Annotated in this window: 11 protein-coding genes; 4 read left to right on the forward strand and 7 right to left on the reverse strand. The window is 44.6% G+C overall.

What is annotated here, in order from left to right; translation table 11 throughout:
• Nucleotides 1-32 precede the first annotated feature (32 nt).
• From NIAKO_RS29820 to NIAKO_RS29835, 4 genes are all read right to left on the reverse strand, one after another.
• Nucleotides 33-800: a murein L,D-transpeptidase catalytic domain family protein gene (locus NIAKO_RS29820; RefSeq protein ID WP_014222192.1), complete on the reverse strand. Its 768-nt coding sequence runs from the start codon at nt 798-800 to the stop codon at nt 33-35.
• Nucleotides 801-1,102: 302 nt separating this feature from the next.
• Nucleotides 1,103-4,459, reverse strand: coding sequence for an ATP-binding protein (locus tag NIAKO_RS29825; protein ID WP_242675488.1), 3,357 nt, complete (start codon nt 4,457-4,459; stop codon nt 1,103-1,105).
• Nucleotides 4,460-4,593: 134 nt separating this feature from the next.
• On the reverse strand, nt 4,594-5,220 hold the full coding sequence (locus NIAKO_RS29830; RefSeq protein WP_014222194.1) for a DUF4194 domain-containing protein: 627 nt from the start codon (nt 5,218-5,220) through the stop codon (nt 4,594-4,596).
• Nucleotides 5,221-5,225: 5 nt separating this feature from the next.
• Nucleotides 5,226-6,692, reverse strand: a complete 1,467-nt coding sequence (locus NIAKO_RS29835) for a DUF3375 domain-containing protein (RefSeq protein ID WP_014222195.1) — start codon at nt 6,690-6,692, stop codon at nt 5,226-5,228.
• Between the two features lie 280 nt (nt 6,693-6,972).
• Between NIAKO_RS29835 and NIAKO_RS29840 the strand changes: the two genes are divergently transcribed.
• The 3 genes from NIAKO_RS29840 (at nt 6,973) to NIAKO_RS29850 (ending at nt 13,952) form a co-directional block, all read left to right on the forward strand.
• Nucleotides 6,973-10,290: a hypothetical protein gene (locus tag NIAKO_RS29840; protein WP_014222196.1), complete on the forward strand. Its 3,318-nt coding sequence runs from the start codon at nt 6,973-6,975 to the stop codon at nt 10,288-10,290.
• 128 nt (nt 10,291-10,418) lie between these two features.
• Nucleotides 10,419-12,080, forward strand: coding sequence for a hypothetical protein (locus NIAKO_RS29845; protein ID WP_014222197.1), 1,662 nt, complete (start codon nt 10,419-10,421; stop codon nt 12,078-12,080).
• A gap of 363 nt (nt 12,081-12,443) precedes the next feature.
• Nucleotides 12,444-13,952, forward strand: coding sequence for a reverse transcriptase family protein (locus NIAKO_RS29850; protein WP_014222198.1), 1,509 nt, complete (start codon nt 12,444-12,446; stop codon nt 13,950-13,952).
• 8 nt (nt 13,953-13,960) lie between these two features.
• Here the strand turns inward: NIAKO_RS29850 and NIAKO_RS29855 are convergent, their stop codons facing one another.
• A complete protein-coding gene (locus NIAKO_RS29855; protein WP_014222199.1) occupies nt 13,961-14,620 on the reverse strand; it encodes a hypothetical protein in 660 nt (219 codons plus the stop codon).
• A 271-nt stretch (nt 14,621-14,891) separates the two neighbouring features.
• Nucleotides 14,892-15,509: a DNA-3-methyladenine glycosylase family protein gene (locus tag NIAKO_RS29860; protein WP_014222200.1), complete on the reverse strand. Its 618-nt coding sequence runs from the start codon at nt 15,507-15,509 to the stop codon at nt 14,892-14,894.
• 129 nt (nt 15,510-15,638) lie between these two features.
• Between NIAKO_RS29860 and mnmC2 the strand changes: the two genes are divergently transcribed.
• Nucleotides 15,639-16,328, forward strand: coding sequence for a tRNA (5-methylaminomethyl-2-thiouridine)(34)-methyltransferase MnmC2 (gene mnmC2, locus NIAKO_RS29865; protein WP_014222201.1), 690 nt, complete (start codon nt 15,639-15,641; stop codon nt 16,326-16,328).
• A 102-nt stretch (nt 16,329-16,430) separates the two neighbouring features.
• Here the strand turns inward: mnmC2 and cysS are convergent, their stop codons facing one another.
• On the reverse strand, nt 16,431-17,927 hold the full coding sequence (cysS, locus tag NIAKO_RS29870; protein WP_014222202.1) for a cysteine--tRNA ligase: 1,497 nt from the start codon (nt 17,925-17,927) through the stop codon (nt 16,431-16,433).
• Between the last annotated feature and the right edge of the window lie 22 nt (nt 17,928-17,949).

A 17,949-nucleotide genomic window follows, 5' to 3' on the forward strand; every position in this document is an offset into this window, starting at 1 on the left:
AAGCGTCCCGCCAAACACGGGGCGCTTTTTTATTAATTACCATTCACCATTTCGCTTTCTTTCTCCGTATCAAAGATCCACATCAATACCGGCTTTTCGTTTTTATAAATGATCGTGCTGACCTCATTAAAGACAGCAGGAGACAATGTTGGACAGCCTTTACTTTGAACGACCGCATAATCAACCTCCTCTTCCGGAATAGTATTCATTGCCTGCAATACCATACCGTTTTTACAGGTACTACTGTTACCCGGCTGTACCCCAATCATCTTATAAGAAGAATCAGTGCAATCTATCTTATACATTCCAGTCGAAGTACATTTACTTCCAGCCATTATGCCTCGCTCCATTAAAACCAGCGATGACAGATTAACAACAAAAAATCTTTTCTTTCCTGACTTCATGCCCATATTAACCAGGAATCCATACTCTGTACTATAACCATGCTCTATAGCATATGCTTGCAGCTTCTCCGCTTTATCCATTAATTGCATATAATTATAATCGTCTAAGCCGGTTTCTTCCTGCAAAGAATCAACCACTGCAGGTAATAACACCGGGGTCTTTATTTTTATCCTGGGAACTGGTGTCTTTTTTTTAATTTTTACCGGGGTAGCTAATTCTTTCTGTGGGGCAATTGTTGTATGATGGTTTTCTATGGGATATCTTGTAATTCTTTTATCATTCACATTCGTCTGAATATTAAATGCAGCAGTTGATCTAACAACATGTTTACTTAACGCAAATGAAGTGAATCCTAAAAGAATGTTAGTTGCACCTAAAGCAATAAGGGTTTTCATAATAGGCAGTTTTAAGGGATTACAACATTAATCGCAAACTGCATACCATGCCAAACAAAAGCGTCAAATGCGAAAACAGCCACCAGTCTGCGCTGCCATTACAATTTGACATTTAATTTTTTAGCAGAAATAAAATTGATGACAAATTACTTTAGGATTTTTGTACGCATATAATGCAAAAGGCACTCTTCTTTCCTGTTTCAGGATAAAAGAATGCCTTTTTGGGAAGGGTTGTAATGAGTTTATGTTACTGGCCCTTATAACGCTGTAAAAAACGATAAGCTATTACTACATACAAACGCTTATCCTTCAAGCAACAATGGATTTGCTTCTTCCACTTTTTCTTTCAACTCCTTAATGGTCATATTGTACAGTACGCTGTGGCGGTTTTGTACCCGCTGTACCAGGTGTACGTGGGCGATAAAGTTTTGAACGATGGCTATCTTGTCACTGGGCGTTACCACCAGCAATTGCAGGTGTAATTGTTTACACAGCTCCATCAGGTATGTTGCCTTTTCTTCATCCTGGTTACTGAAGCTTTCATCTACGGCAATAAAGCGAAGGCTCCGGCTGTTCTTTCCTTCGCGGGTAATACCAAACTGATAGGCAATGGCGCTACACAAAATGGTATACGTTAACTGCGCCTTTTCACCGCCTGATAACTGTCCCATCTGACGATAGGTTTTCTTTATCTCATCGGTATTGCGGAATTTTTCATCGGCCCAAAACTCAAACCAGTTACGCACATCCATTACCTTGTTTCGATAGCTTTCATTTTTATCCAGCTCATCAATCAACGGTTGAACTTTCTGGGTAAAGTGTTTCGACTTTTCTTCAAAGCTGCTTTGCTGCCAGTTGGCGGCTTGTGGCAATGCATCGAGCAGGCGGCCTCTGAATTCTTTTATATCCGTTCCCGAAGGCACAGGTCTTTTTCCCAATTGAATATAGGTATCAGGCAGCCTGTTGAAGTTAATACCACCCAACGACTGGTTCAGGCGCGTTACACTGTTATTGATATCACGCTCCCATCTTTCCATTTCTTCATTCAGGCCACCGATCTTATACGTAATGGTATCGTTGATGAAGCTTTCAAAAGCGCGTTTGTATTTTGGCAGGTTCTCATGCACCAGTTTACCCAGCCAGTCGATGTACTCGTTGGCATAGGCCGCATCTTCGGGCAGGTGTTGTACATCGCCATCCCATTCGGGGGAGAATTTAGTTTTTAACTCTGTAGAAGGGTTCTTGATGCGGTTGATACATTTGTTCAGTTGCGTTTCCTCCTTGTGCAGCTCATCTCTTTGTTTTTCGTTCAGGCGCGTTTGCTTTGCCTTCAACCCGTCATATACTTCATCGATATTCTGCAGGTTAATATCCGAGATCAAAGCCGCCTGTTGCTGTTGAAACTGTAACAGTCCGTCTTTATCGCCTTCACTGATATGCTGCAGCAAGGGCTGTAATGCTTCCTGTTGTTCGTAGTATTGCTGAATGCGGTCTTTTAACCTGGTTTCGTCAATCAATAACTGACCGCGCTGACTTTCCGCTTCGTCCCTTTTCTGTTGAATATCTATCAGCTGTGCTTTTAAATTATCCAGGTCTTTGTTGGCTTTGCGCAATCCGTTTATTTGTTCCTGTAACTTATGAATACCGCGTTGAATGCCTGCCATATCCAGTTCGGCAAAACCCTTGTGTTCACGAATGCGGGTAATGGCATAGAATTGTTTTTGCAGCCTGTCGGACTTGCTTTTACATTTCTCCAGGGTTTCACTGGCTTTTACCACCAGGTCGGCAAACTGGTTCCTCCGCTTTATCAGGAAGTCTTTTTTCTTCTCGTTGTTCCAGCCCATCACATACTTACTGGGGTCATGCTTCCCGTTACGGTCATCTTTTTCGTGCCTCGATTTGTTTTTAACCAGTCCGTTCAGGGTGATCGCCTTCTCGTAACGGTCCAGCGTTTTTTCATCGGTGATACAAACGTGGTTAAACTGCCAAATGATCTGTTGTTCTACCCAACTGCTTAACGGGCTGTCTGGATGAAACTCCAACTTTTCATACACCGTATCCTTTTCGGGGTTTTGGATCATTGGGTTATCGGTCACGTGCTCGTACACCAACCGCATCCCCAGGTGATTATTATTGATGTACTTGTTTACTTTCTTGTAGTGTTTATCAGGCACCAGCAGTCGAAGCGAAAAATTACGTAATAATTTCTCCAGTGCCGGTTGCCATTCACTGCAATCAGACCGCACCTGCATCAACTCCCCAATGAATGGAAGATCGTTCTGATCCAGGTTCAGGGCATCGCACAACTGCTTGCGTACGCTAATCAGGTTACCCGGCATATTGTTCTTGCTGTGCAGCAGGTTATTCAGCTCATCTTCCACTTTCTTCTTATCTGCATCTGATTTTTCTTTCGCCCGCTTTGCTGAATATTCATCTTCTTCATTCAGGCGTTGTTTGGTTTCCAGCTCCAGCTTTTTACGATTAGCTTCCTTTGCTATACGCTGGTAGGTGGCTTCATCGGCAGGCTGTTTCTCTTCCAGGTGCAACTCTTCGCACCAGCTGGCAAACAGGGAGAGTTCCCGTGCGGCTTCCTGCTTTTTCAATTCCAGGTCCTGCGCATCTTTTTCCAGTTGTTGCATCCGTTGACCGGCCTTGTTCTGGTCTATCTGGTTTTTAACAACACGCTCTTCCTCCTGTAACTGCTCGTAAGTTAGTTTAACTATCTGTTGCTTTTGCTGAATGTCCTGTATGCTGGCATTGCTTTCTTCAATAGCCTGTTGCAACAATTCATTGCGGGTAAAGCTGTTCCAGATCCTGGCGGTTTGCAACATTTGTTCGCTCCCCTCAATTTGATTCTTCAACGTATTGTATGCGGTGAAGTGTTGCTCTATGGGTTGTAACAGTTTTATCTGTTCTTCGGCCTTTTCAATATTGCGTCGCGCATCCAGCAGCGTAGCCAGGTGTTTCTTCAGGTCCTGGAACGATTCTTCCATGTTGCGTGGCTCCAGCATATGGGTGCGAATAAACTCATCGAGGTTACCCAGTACTTTAATACCTACCGTTTGGTTAAACAGTTGCAGGGCCTGTACGCTTTGCATTCCTAACACATGCACCAGTTGCTGGGCATACTTGCTGGCCGCATCAAACCACTCAATTTGTTTGCGGCTGCCTTTATTGTATTTCTGGTCCAGCGCTTTTTTCCACTGGCCATTCAAATCAAAGGGTTTAAAGTCTTCATCAATGCGCAGGGCTTTATGGGCAATACCAAACAACCTGCGCATATCGCCACCCGAAAAGTAGCGTACCTGGAAAAGGGTAACGGCCTGTTCTGCTTCATTGGCAAAATGCGCCAGCAGAATACTATAGGCTTCGTCTTTATTTTCGCGCAGGTACAGGGTTTTTAACGAACCGGTGCTCTCGCTGTTCATAGAGCCATAGCCTCCCATTACATAGGTTTCCTCGGTACGATCGCCTTTTTTTTCACTACCACTACTCTGGTTGTAAAAACGATAACGTTTCTCAGGCACTATCAACGTAAGTAAGGCATCCACAAAAGTAGTTTTACCACTTCCGTTGGCGCCGGTAAGTAAACTGGTTTCACCCATGGGACGGATGCTGTGCACCACATCATCAAAGGTTCCCCAGTTGAATATTTCCATGTATTGTAACCGAAATCCGCTCTTTTGACTATCAGTACTAAAAACGCTTAACTGCATACTTGTTACTCCTGATTTTAACTACAACTATTGTTCTCCAAGCAGACCTGTCAGGTCAATTCTGAAAGATCACCCGTCTATAGTTCCTGACCTGACAGGTCGGTGACTACTTCCGTCTCTTCTTTTGTTTCTTTATGTCGTACCAGTTGCTGGTAAAAATGGTCCAGCTCTTCGCTGCTTACTTTTGCTTTGATAATTTTCTTTATGCGGAACTTTTGTTCATCGGCCAGTTCACTTGTTTCTGTTTTATCCAGAAAGCCATTCTCCTCGGCTTTATCAATCAGCCTGTCAATTTCCTTAAGGAATTTTACCCGGCTGGCATTTTCTTTAAAGAACAACTCGGCGTATTCTTTTATTTCCCGGCGCTTTTTTATCAGTTCACGATTGGTGGCTTCACCTACTTCAAACTCGGCCATCATTTCGCGTAACAGCACCAGCATCACACTTTCCTCATAAGTAAGCGCCCTTCTCTGGATCCATGATACAGGGTTCTCGTCCTCTTCAAATGGATAATGCTTTATGTAGGCATAGCCATCCTGTTCATCCAGTACCAGGGCCAATCCCAGTTGCAGCAGAAAGCTGGTCAGTTCCACCTTGTACTGGATCAGCTTTTCCCAGGTGTTTTTCTCTACATATTCAACAGGCCCCTTCAGTAATTTTATAAATACAGATGTATAGGGTAATATTCTTTGCTGAGCGCTCATATCGGTTATTTACTAAATAATAAATAAGGTACTTCTACAAATTTGGTAGCGGCTTCATTTAACGGAATATGCTCGCTGGTATTATGGATGATCTGTACCCTGCTTGCCTTATCCCGCAGGAAACCAAAATAGCTTACAATCTCTGCAATGCCGTTCTCCAGCGGTTGCACCTCCAGAATTTCTTTCAACGTGGCTGTTTGCTTTTTTTGTAATGCATACTCCACCTTTTGCCATAGCCTTTTTTTATCAATATAGGTAACGTTCATCATTCGGCCGAAACGTTCAGGATCGGCAATCTTTTCGCTGGCTGCTGTCGGTTGTTTTACCGCTACTACTGCTTTCTTTTGTTCAAACAACAGTCTTCGCTCCATCAGCATTTTTACCTCCACCCCTTCATCCAAACTAATGCCAGCCTTTACTTCTTCCTCATCCATCAGGTCAAAGATCAGTTCCTTGATGTTCCCTATCTGGTGACGCAGGCGTTTGTGACGGGCAATTTCCTTTTCAGAAATAATCCGGCTCAGCTTTTCCGCCATCTTATCGTTGGCGTCGTATACTGTTTTACCCTGTTCTAACAACAGTGATTTTATATTTTCCAGGAACTGCACATCCGCCTCGATGCCCCGGTCTTTTAACAGGTCGAGTAATTGTTCAGTCAGTTCTTTCCAGTCGCTTTGACCGGCGCGGGAAATAAGAAAGTCCCAGAACGAATAAAAGCTTTTACCCTGGTTGCTGTTACGCAGCGCATCATACGCCGCAAAGGCAAAGCCAACGATGGCGCCTTTGTTCTGTTCGGCTTTGGTGTGTTGTTCAACAATGGCGCGGTGGATCTGCTTGAAATTGTCTTCCACCTCCCTGAAATCGCTGATGAGCTCATAACAAAGCCGGGTAAATAATTCCAGGCGTTCCTGCACCTGTGCATTGCTGTAGTTATCGGGCGCCACACCCAGTTCTATTGCTTTTATCTCTTTATCAATTTCTGCCCGGCGGTCTTTTAACATCTGTAATCGCTTTGGCCGGTCGTCTTCAGTTTTTTCAACTATGTCCTGCAGGGAGTTGAACAATAGTTTAAACCGGCTTTCGGTGCCTACGTGATTACGCGCCTGCAATGTCAACATCCATTGAAATACTTTTTCGGTATGGGCGCTTAACTGGTATTGAATATTGCCTTCCGCATCCTGAAGATCCTGTAGAATTCTTTTTTGTACCCAGTTCAACATGTATTTGCGGCTGCGGGTTTCTTCATCTTCCCCGAAAATGATCTTGGCTTCTTCAAAATCCTCAGTCCCATCTTCCTGATGTGAAAGTGTTTCAGATAATAATTGAATTAATATGTCTTCTCCTATAACAAACCGGTTCTCTTCCTTATAAACATGGTAAAGAAAGGGTAAATACCAACGGGCGCTCCGGGAGCGGAGCATTTGTATGGCAGGATTCGCAGTCAATAAGTACAATAAATCTTCCTGTTTCATGGTCACATCTCCTGTAAAAAGTTTCCAGATTATTACAAGGGGTGTAAAATAAGAGAATTATAGAAATTCCTTAATTTATATGTCCCCGTACTGTGTATAAATTCCTTGTTTATTCACTCCCCGGTTCCCCTTAAGAATTTGTCACACCCCGGAGTGACAAATTCATACCAACTATCATTTCATTGACAATTCATTTATAACGTATTAAATATAAACTCGGTGTTGGTTTTATCAAATGTTTTTCTCTATCTTACCTGCCTCTTAAAGTGTAGCTTATCCCATGCGCCTTGTAAAACAAAGTATCCTCTATTTTAAGGAAGGTAATTCCGATAAAGTATATGAAATCGACCTGTGCGATGTAGGCAATGATAAATATGTGGTGAACTTCCGTTATGGTCGCCGGTATTCAAAATTAAAAGAGGGCAGCAAAACCCCGGTGCCCGTTTCCCTGGCCGATGCCGAAAAGATCTTCAATGAAGTGGAAGCCGAAAAGTTCTCAAAGGGTTATTCAGCCGATGGCAGCGTTACTACCACACCCCAGGCAAGCCCCTTTACATTAACTAACGAAACTACTACCATCGGCGCCAGTTTTATGTCAATGCCGGCCGGACCCGTAAAAAGTATTTTACAACGGTTGTATAATGCTACCCAGGGTAATACGAGCTCGCATCGTACCAAATGGAAGTTGTCGCGCATTATTTGGAAGGCTGGTGAATATAAAATACCCGAAGCAGCCCAATACATTGTTAAGTTATTTAATAATGGTGATGTTGTTCATCAATACAGTTGTACCTGGGCGTTGGCGCGTTGTGCCAATGAAACAAACGCAGAGGCTTTACAACAGATCTTTAAAGAACATACATCTCCCATAATAAAGAAGATAGCCGGCGCCGGTTTGTTGCGCGTGTTAAGTGGCAGCTCCAAGGAAGAACTCCTGAAGTTTCTCATCAGCTCCTTACCAGATACAGTAAAGTGGAGCTTTGAAAGCAATGACCCGGATGTGCTGGGGGCAACTATGGACGAAAAGATCAAAAATCAGGATTCGGCGGAATCGCATTACAACTGGCTGGAAACATTGTACCTGATTGCTACCGAAATGAAGTGGATGCGCCCGGTTATAAAAAAGAGCTTATTACAGGCGCCGTTAAAGCCCCTTTATTTTAAACATATCAGGGCCATCTTCAAAATGGCCGAACTGCTGGATGATTTTGAGATTACAGGCATGCTGGCATTGCGCTTCGAACGCCAGCCAGAGTTTTTTAAACATGTTATTCCCACCAATAATATCAAGGCTGGCATTTATTTACAGAACACCAAAGGCCTCGTTAATCCGAATGTTGAACTGCGTAAGGGTAACAGCCGCCTGGCTTATTCACAACGAACCCGTAAATACCTGCGTCAACGGGTAAACCGACGCCTTCAAATGTATGGCCACCTGGATAGCCTGGATTATGTAAAGCTGGCGACTGGTATTTTGATCGCTTACAACAAATCGACAGACTATAAAGATTCTTTTTATACAACCGATTATAAATGGAACGGCCGTAATTATACTACGGTAAAAACGAAGTACCCGCAAAATGCGAACGCCGTTTTTATGCACCAGATCCTGAGCGGCGACCATCCTGAGTTAAAGCTGATCAATAACCGGGTATGGCGCATAAAATCTGAAGAAGAATTACTCGCCATTAAAAAGAATCCCATTGCACCTGCACAAAGCAACAATAAAAAGGGCGAGACAGGTTTACTGAAAAAGATGGCTGGCCTTTTTGGGAAGAAGAAAGAAGCAGAACAACCGCCTTCAGCTCCTGAGACATCAGCAGCTTCAGCCGTAAATGAAAATGGAACGCCATTTCTTCACTTGTGGAACAAGCTGCCCCAGTCGTATGTACAACTGCTGATGGAAGCGCAAATGGACGAGATCCATGAATTTGCACAGGGGGCGTTACTCGTGCACCCACAATGGAATGAGATCAGGGGCAGGCTGGACAAACAGGCATGCATACAATTATTATTATCGCCATTCAATATCCCGGCCGCTTTGGGATTACAAATAACAACAGAGAAATTCTCCGGTCAGCAGGCAGATGCCGACCTGGTGATCGCGCTGCTGAACTCGCGCAATGCCGATGCCCGCAACAAGGGTAAGGAGTGGACAAGCCAGCAGTTCCTGCAACAAAGCGACTTTATCAAAGACCTGCTGTTTTTAGCAGATGCCGATACTGCCTATTGGGCAAAGGGCATGCTTACAAAAACTACCCTCACCCGCGATATTAAAATGGCCGTTATTGGCAAAGCCATTTCCGAATTGATGCACATTCCCAATGAGGCGAGCGAAAGTGAACCCATTATAAAAAGGGCTACCGCCATGTTGATAGAGCTGTTTGGTAATGAATTGCATGAGGTACCGCTGATTGTAATAGAAGACCTGTTTCAACTGGATGTACCAGCTATTATATTATTCGCCCTGCAGATCCTGCGTCATAAACAACAATTACAGGGCTCACAGGATGTTAACCAGGCAGTTTTGTTTAGCTTATTGAATCACAACTACGAACCAATACGCGAACTGGGACTGGAATTATTAAATGAAGTAGCTACAGACTTCCTGCTACAAATGGCAGACGAGATCACCCTATGCTGCGTTTCCCCTGTCCAGAATATACGCCGCGCCATGGGACCTGTTATGGCCCGTTTGGCGCAACAAGACCGTAGCTTTGGTGAAAGGGCAGCCGATCTGCTGATGCCTTTCTTATTAAGAAAAGAAACCAGCGAAGGCCTGCATGATGACATCGGCAATTTGTTGTGCAATGAACTGAGCAATTACCTGCAAAACGCCAATAAAGAACTTGCGTTAAATTTATTATACGGTAATTATGCGGCCGGACAGAATGTAGGTGCCGTGATACTTGAAAAATATACCGATCCTGCACAACTTACCATTCCACAGGTGGTTGCCCTGGGCGGTCACGAAAACCTGAATGTGCGTATCTGGTGCTGGAACTTTTATAAGCAGCAGGTAACCCGCATTAAATTTGAAAAAGACGCCGCTGTTAAATTACTCGATAGCAAATGGGCCGATACCCGGCAGTTTGCCATGCAGTTCTTCCGTGAACAGTTTACCGAAAGTGACTGGACGCCCGAAGTGCTCATTGCCCTTGCCGATTCAGTGAAACCCGATATTGAAGCATATGGCCGCGAACTGATCACCAGGTTCTTCACTACCGACAATGGCACCACTTACCTGCTGAAATTAACCCAGCACCCGAGTGAACGCATGCAGTTGTTTGCCACCAATTACCTGGAGCGTTTTGCTACCGATGATGTGGAGAAGATCCAATCGCTGGAATTTTATTTCCGCTCGGTATTAACACGCGTAAATAAAAACCGCATCGCCAAAAACAGGATCTATCATTTCCTCTTAACCGAAGGCCGTAAATCAGAAGCCGCTGCCAAAGTGATCGGCGCTATTTTATCGGATGTATCGGCCCTTGCCGCCATTGGCGACAAGGCAAAATGTATTGAGGTGTTGTTGCAACTAAGAGCATTATACGAAGTACAGACGCCTTTGGTGGTTAAAGAGATTGAGACGAGATAACAAAAAGCTGTTGCATGTTACAAGTTCCAGGTTGCAGGGGGTCGAAATCAAAAGTTCTCTGAAACCTGCAACATGAAACCTGTAACTGCCACTTAAAATAAATCAGTTCCTATTTTAAAAAGATATTCATGTTATTCAATTATCGCTTTGCGGGAAACAGTACTGTAACCAGTACCATGCATAAGACGGGATTGTCGTTTGCACCCGACACCCTGCGTGAAAGCGCCTGGTTTGTAGGCAAGCTGCATAAAAAGCTGGCCTTTCGCGAAGCTATCTCCGCCCTGCACGATGTTGTTATCAGTGACCTGCGATTTAAACCAAAAGATAAAATGGCCTATAAAGAATGGGTGGCTCAAAACGAAGCCTTGTTCCTGGCCGAATTTATGGCCGGCTACGATGCCGACGCTGCCAATAGCCGCATAGAGCAATTAAAAACCGAGCTGGCCGATGTACGCACTAAAAAAGATGCGTTGATGGCTCCCTTTTTAAAAGCCCGCCAGCATTACTTCAATTATTTATACGAGAAGAACAAGGAAGCCTGGATCGTATTGGACCCTGTAATTACCATTCACCCCGATGAACTGTTCTTTGAATGTTTCAGCCAGGACGAATCAACCTATGGTAAACTGGGCTGCAATTACAATGTGTTCAAGGAAATTGACGATTACAAATGCGGCACTACCAATGTGGATTATTCTGCTGCCCTGTATGAAGAATTTCAGAAGGTGCGTGATTATAAAGAAACAGAATTAAAAGTTGACCCCAGTGGTTTTGCCGTGCAAACCACGCAGGAGGAATTATATAAAGAAGTAAAGATCGATCTGCCCGATAGCTGGGTGCGTGGTTTTCTGCAGGTAAGCAGCGCAATGACCCTGCCTACCATTCAGTTCGACCTGCACCCGATGGATATTTACAATATCTGTTTATTACTGCGCCGCTTTAAAGAAAAGCGGGGACCGCGTTCCTTACGTTATGTGCTGGAACCAGGCCATCCGGTAAAGGTGATCCTGGAACCCTGGGGCAAAGAGATCATCTGCGCCCGCAGCATTTATCCCGGACCAACCAAACAGGAAGTAAGAACATGGGGCCGGAGAAGATTATTGATCCTGGAAAGATTGATACCCGTTGCTAAAAAATTCACTGTTCATTTATTAGGAACCGGTCTGCCTTCATTTTATATCGCCGATCTGGGTGATATGAATTTCACCCTCGGGCTCAGCGGCTGGACGGCCAACGACTGGAGCCATGCCGGCAATTTTGATCTGCTGGCGCCGCGGCTGGAAGTAGACAATGAAATCAAAGCAAAAGTATTCGCGGCGCTTCAGCAGGACTGGTTAGGAACAGCCCAGCACTTTGCACAAAAACTGAATGTAGATACGGCCCAGGTATCAGGTGCATTAAGCGCCTATACGCAGGCCGGCCGCGTTATCTATGACCTTAACACAAATGTTTACCGCCTGCGCGAACTAAGCCGTGAGCCTTTGCCGTTTGATAAACTGCGCTTTGATAACCCCAGGGAAGAAATGGCCGCCGAACTGCTGAAAGGCGAAATAAAATTCACTTCGGCACAACAGGCCGATGGCAGTATGCAATTAACCGGTACGGTAAAAGGCGGGGGAAGAAAAATGTATAATACCCAATTGCTGATCGATAGCGATGAAAAGATAAAGTCGGCCGGTTGCGATTGCAGTTTTTATAAAGAAAATAAACTATACAAAGGCCCTTGCGAACACATGCTGGCCCTTCGCCAGTCGTTCAATAAAACAAGGGTATCACAAGGATTCAGGTAGGGTTATGCGTGACTAAGATTCAAAAAAAGATTACCTGAATTATTTAGAAATTAAAAAATAGGAAACTATATTTGTTAACCGCATTTCGTGTTCTTTGACAGAGGGGAAATAAACTTATGCACCTTGCTTCCGAAAGGAAAGGGCGATGTTTCGTCGCTCATGCAACATGAATATTTCATGCATCACCAAATGTAATCTTTACTATGGCACCCGGGTACTGATGTAACATTTTCAGTACCGGCACTGCGTGCCATAATATCACATCAGTACCCGGGTGCCTTGCGTTGATTAATCTGGTCACCGGTACGCACGAAGGCAGCATTTGTCCCCCTGTCGAGACATGATCTCTTTTCTTCACCCAACATGGCAGATAACAGATCGATCCGTCAAGAGTTATACGACCGCATCCGCGAATCTTCTAAAGACAGTGTGGTGCTGGAAGAAATGAAACGTATGGGCTTTTGGGCCAATAACGAAGATCGCCCCAGCATACCTGAGCTGCTTATAAAAAAAGAAGTAGAATTAAATAAGGAGCTCAGTAAACTGTACGACGAAAAACGGAAGTATCAGAACAAAGAAGCCGTGTTAAAAGAAATGCGGCTGAAACGGATGCTTGACTCCCGGGAGAAGCAGGCTGCCAACAAAAAGAAGAAAGAACTCCAACGCCTGGAAAAGGCCGAAGCCTGGAAAAAGCAAAAACAAACGGAGATCATTTATTTGGGTGAAGGCGTTTCTGTTGGGTTGAACAATACAGATAACAATGTAGCCCTTTTACAAAAACATGGGCTGCCTGTTTTTAATAATGAGAATGATCTCGCACAAGCCATAGGCATCCCCTTAAAAGAATTACGTTTTTTATCTTTCGCCCGTAAAGTATCTACCGTATCGCATTACCGTAAATTTTATATTCCTAAAAAATCTGGCGGCAAACGACTGATCTCGGCGCCCATGCCGCGCTTAAAAAGCGTTCAGTACTGGATCCTGGAGAACATCTTTAACAAAGTGGCCATTCACCCGGCTGTGCATGGTTTTGCTTTACAACGTTCCATTATCAGCAATGCCCAACCGCACATAGGTAAAGCGGTAGTGATAAACATCGATGTAAAAGATTTCTTCCCCTCTATTCATTATAAAAGAGTAAAAGGGTTATTACAACAATTAGGATTTTCTGAAAAGATTGCGGTAATACTCGCCTTGTTATGTACCGAAGCCGTTACGGAAGAAGTAACCATTGACGGTCAGCATTACTTCGTACAAAAAGGCAATCGCGTATTACCCCAGGGAGCACCTACCAGTCCTGCTATTACAAACATCTTATGTTACAAGCTGGATAAACGCCTCCAAGGGTTAGCGAACAAAAACCAATGCAGCTTTACCCGCTATGCCGACGATATCACTTTCTCTTTTGATAACGCCCAAACCAATGCACAGCAACTGGTTTGGCGTATTAAAAAGGTTTTGCAGGATGAGGGTTTTACCGTTCACCCAGATAAGATCCGAATTATGCGCAAGGGCGCTCACCAGGAAGTAACGGGGATTGTTGTTAATGAAAAAGCTGGCATTCCCCGTAAAAAGTTACGCCAGTTCAGGGCCGTATTGCACCAGTTAAAAACAAAGGAAGCCAGTGCATTAAAATGGGGCAACGGTAACCTGGCCAGCGCAGTAACCGGTTATGCCAATTTTGTAAAGATGGTAAAACCGGCACAGGGCGCAGCTTTTCAACAACAAATTGTAGCCCTGCTTCAAACAAACAGGTTACAAAACCCGGTAAGCGTAACAACCACACCCAAAAACACCCCAACACCGCCCACTCAAAATAATTCCAACGAACCTAAAAAAGACGACGACAAACCCTGGTGGAACGTAGTCTGAACCGGGATTTAAAACTTCAGCCTCACGCCACCCGCTACAATGTATTTTCCATAGCCTGCTTCCACAAAGAAGCCGCCGTTCTTGCTGGCATTGATCTGCACACCCAGTCCAACCTGGTAAGCCAGTGTGGTACCATCATCAGCATTGGCAGCCTTGCTTCCATCGGCGGCCAGGTAGGTTGCTGAACCGGTATTAAAACCAATGGCAGTTTTCATGTAAGGCACAACTGTTTGCCGGGCACTGCCCAAATACCGCGTAAAATTCAGCAACACCGCCGTATTGGTTAAACTACCCGTAAAGTCCTGCTGATTGGTGTTATAATCGTAATAAGGGCGGCTTACTTTACCATAATTCACCATTACGCCAATGGCCATGCGGGGCGCAAAATGATAGTCAATACTGGCGATAATGGGGCCTGTTTGTGTAGCATTTCCTGAATAATAACCATAGAAATCACTGAGCAGGTATTTGTCGAGATTGGGAAAGCCATACCCAACGGATACATCCAGCGTGGGTTTAAAATTTCCCATTTCCCTTATTTGTTGCTGACGGTACCCTCTGGGTCTTCCATAACGGCCATAGCCGCCGCCGTAACCACCGCCGTACTGGGCATTGCTTTCATAAAAACAAGCCACCAGGATGAGGCCTAAAAGTATTCCTTTACGCATATTATTTTTGCTTTGGGAAGCTTAAATGCGTAAAAGGTTTAAAGTACAGCCCCGCAAAACCGGCCTTTTACAAGCCGATAACAAAAGGGAAATACCTTTCAGCGCTTGTTTTGGAAGGATGAAAATGGACTTAAGATAGATCAATCTCAATTTTGGCAGATTTGTTCCAGGTTCCAGGTTTCAAGTTTTAGGGTTCAGGGTTCTACATTTGTAACGCATGGCTATTAATCGGACTTCCCCTATAACCTGCAACCTGAAACTTGTAACGGTATTACCGGTTCTTCAGGGGCGGCGGGTTGTCTTTCCAGCGCCAGAGATACATACAGGCATAGGTACGGTAAGGACTCCATTTTTTGGAGATGCGTACCATGTCTTCGCGGAATCTCTTTTTATCGGTACGATCGAGTTTATACAATGCGATCATTGCGTTCTGAACGCCCAGATCGTCCAAAGCAAATACATCTTCTCTTTTAAGTGCAAAAATCAATAGCATTTCAACCGTCCAGCGGCCAACGCCTTTTATCTGGGTCAGGTAGGTAATTACTTGTTCATCATTCATTTTATGCAGCCGGCTATGCTCCATACCATGTTCAATGGCAAAGCGGGCCACATTCTGCACATAACTTACTTTTGCGTTGGATAATCCAATGGCCCGCAATGTTTCGGGCGCCGTGGCAACCACCTGCTCAGGGGTAGGTTCATTGCCACCATACAGGTTCAAAAATCGTTGATAGATGACATCTGCTACTTTCGTCGACAATTGCTGGCTCATGATAGAAGCGCAGAGGTAAGTACAAATATTTTTTTGTTTCTTCAGGGTTAAGATGCCGTGATTATCGATGAGCTTTTTTATTATCCTGTCTTTGGAAAGGTGTAAGGTATACTCCATGGTTGTAATGGTTTACTGGAAAACGTGGCGGCCCCCTCCCGGCCTTCCGCCAGTTGGCAGAGAGAAGTCTTTTAAAGACGAGGCCTCGTTTAGCCGCTTCTTTGCAATTTACCTGTTAATTTTGTTCTCATGCAACGAAATTTAATTGTCACCAAAGATGGTTCGCACACCGTGGCTATCCCCGAATGGGAGGTTTCTTATCATTCGGTATATGGCGCTGTGCAGGAGTCGTTGCATGTGTTTATTGAAGCCGGTTTCAGACATTGGTGGAACCTGCACGGGAATGCCAGCCAGTGCGTTGTTTTTGAAATGGGGTTTGGCACCGGCCTTAATGCCCTGCTCACCACTCTGGAAGCAAGACGCCGGCAACGCAAGGTGTTCTACGAAACAGTGGAAGCATTCCCGTTGGAAATTGCGCTTGTTGAAAAACTGAACTATTGTTATGCGCTGGAAGAATCCTTCTGGCAACCCGTGTTCAACTCATTGCATACCTGCGACTGGAGCAGCGTTCAACACATCACCAGTTTCTTTTCTTTTAAAAAAATAAAGACGTTGCTGGCCGATTATATCCCGGGCAACCCCGTTGATGTGATCTATTATGACGCATTTGCGCCCGGTGCACAACCTGAACTATGGACCCAGCCTGTATTTGAAAAGTTATTCGCCATGCTGGCGCCTGGTGGTGTGCTGGCAACATATTGCAGTAAAGGTGATGTTCGCCGCGCCATGCTGGCGGCAGGTTTTCAGGTAGAAAAAATACCGGGACCAGTGGGGAAGCGGGAGATGCTCAGAGGAACACGCTTAACGCCAAAGGCTTAACGCTGAACGCGAAATACAAAGACCTTATAAACACAGATGCCACATCTTAAGATGCGGCATCTGTGTTTTATGTATTCAGCGTTGAGCGTTAGGCGTTCCGCGTTAAGCAAACGAATAACTTACCCCGCCATCCTTTTCATCTTTCAACAAAATTCCCAACTGCGTTAACTGCTGGCGAATTTTATCGGAGGTTGCATAGTCTTTTCTTGCCTTGGCCTCTTTACGAATTTCTATCAACAAACCTATTACGCCATCGAGTTTACCATCTTCATTTTCTTCATCACCTTTCAGTCCGAGGATCTCCTCCAGATATAATTTAAAATATTGTTGCAGCAACTGCATGGTGTCTGCACTCAGGGCGTCGGGTGCAATGTGTTTGTCTTTTATTGAGTTGATAACCGGTACCAGTTCAAAGATGTTGGCTAACACTTTGGCGGTATTGAAGTCATCGCTCATAAATTCATCCAGCTCCAGTAACAGGGTTTTCACTTTTGCATCCAGTTCGGCATCACCAGCTGTTGGTTTCAATCCGGTGGTTTCCAGTTTCTGCAATACTTCATATGCTTCCCACAGGCGTTTCAATCCTTTTTCTGCAGCCTGCAACGCCTCGTTACTAAAATCGAGCGTACTGCGGTAATGTGTTTGAAGAATAAAGAAGCGAATGGTTTGTCCGGTGTATGCTTTTTCAAGCAGGGGGTGATTGCCGCTGAACAGCTCCGTTAACTTGATCACATTATTATAGCTCTTACCCATTTTACGGCCGTTAATGGTGATCATGTTATTATGTAACCAGTAACGGGCAGGCACATGTTTATTGCAGATAGTACTTTGCGCAATTTCACTTTCGTGATGCGGAAACTGCAGGTCCATACCACCGCCATGAATATCGAATTCAGCACCCAGGTATTTAGTACTCATGGCCGAGCATTCGATGTGCCAGCCGGGGAATCCTTCGCCCCAGGGACTTACCCAACGCATAATGTGCTCAGGCGGCGCCGCCTTCCATAAAGCGAAATCCTGTTTATTTCTCTTCTCGTCCTGGCCTTCCAGGTCGCGGGTAGTTTCCAACAGATCTTCCATTACGCGGCCGCTGAGTTTACCGTAGGGATAATGTTCTGCATATTTTTTTACATCAAAATATACGGAGCCATTCATTTCGTAGGCATAGCCTTCTTCCATGATCTTTTTGATCATTTCTATCTGCTCTACTATATGGCCGGTAGCGGTAGGTTCAATACTTGGGTCCAAATTATTCAGCTGTTTCATACCCCAGTGAAAGAGATTGGTGTACTTGGTAACCAGTTCCATGGGTTCCAGCTTTTCCAACGTTGCTTTTTTGGCAATCTTGTCTTCAGCTTCTCTTCCTTCTTCTTCAAAGTGACCGGCATCGGTGATATTACGAACGTAGCGCACTTTATAGCCGAGGTGCATAAGGTAACGGTAAATTACATCGAACGTAACATACGGTCTGGCATGTCCCAGATGGCTTTCCCCACTCACGGTAGGTCCGCACACGTATAACCCCACATGACCGGGTGTAATGGGTGTAAATACTTCTTTTTGCCTTGTATATGAATTCAGGACTTTCAGTTCACTCATAAAAATTCATTAATCAGTCTGA

Origin of the sequence: Niastella koreensis GR20-10 (assembly GCF_000246855.1) — a bacterium.
Taxonomy (GTDB): Bacteria; Bacteroidota; Bacteroidia; order Chitinophagales; family Chitinophagaceae; genus Niastella; species Niastella koreensis.